Source organism: Pseudoalteromonas sp. 0802, assembly GCF_013350085.1.
Lineage (GTDB): Bacteria > Pseudomonadota > Gammaproteobacteria > Enterobacterales > Alteromonadaceae > Pseudoalteromonas.
Window position 1 is genome coordinate 1 of sequence record NZ_JABVXE010000127.1, and the last position, 209, is coordinate 209.

1 tRNA gene is annotated in these 209 nt (G+C 45.5%); it reads right to left on the reverse strand.

The annotated features are described in order from the left end of the window. Window positions 1-13: 13 nt before the first annotated feature. Window positions 14-89: transfer RNA gene (locus tag HUS61_RS21465), tRNA-Lys, on the reverse strand. Window positions 90-209: the final 120 nt, after the last annotated feature.

Genomic DNA, 209 nt, shown 5'->3' on the forward strand with positions numbered 1-209 from the left:
ACCATTCGAAGAATGGTGGGTCATGATGGACTCGAACCATCGACCAATGGATTAAAAGTCCACTGCTCTACCAACTGAGCTAATGACCCGCTCTGATGCTTGTAATAAGCTACGTAAATCCGCCGATATAAGACCATTCAAAGAATGGTGGGTCATGATGGACTCGAACCATCGACCAATGGATTAAAAGTCCACTGCTCTACCAACTG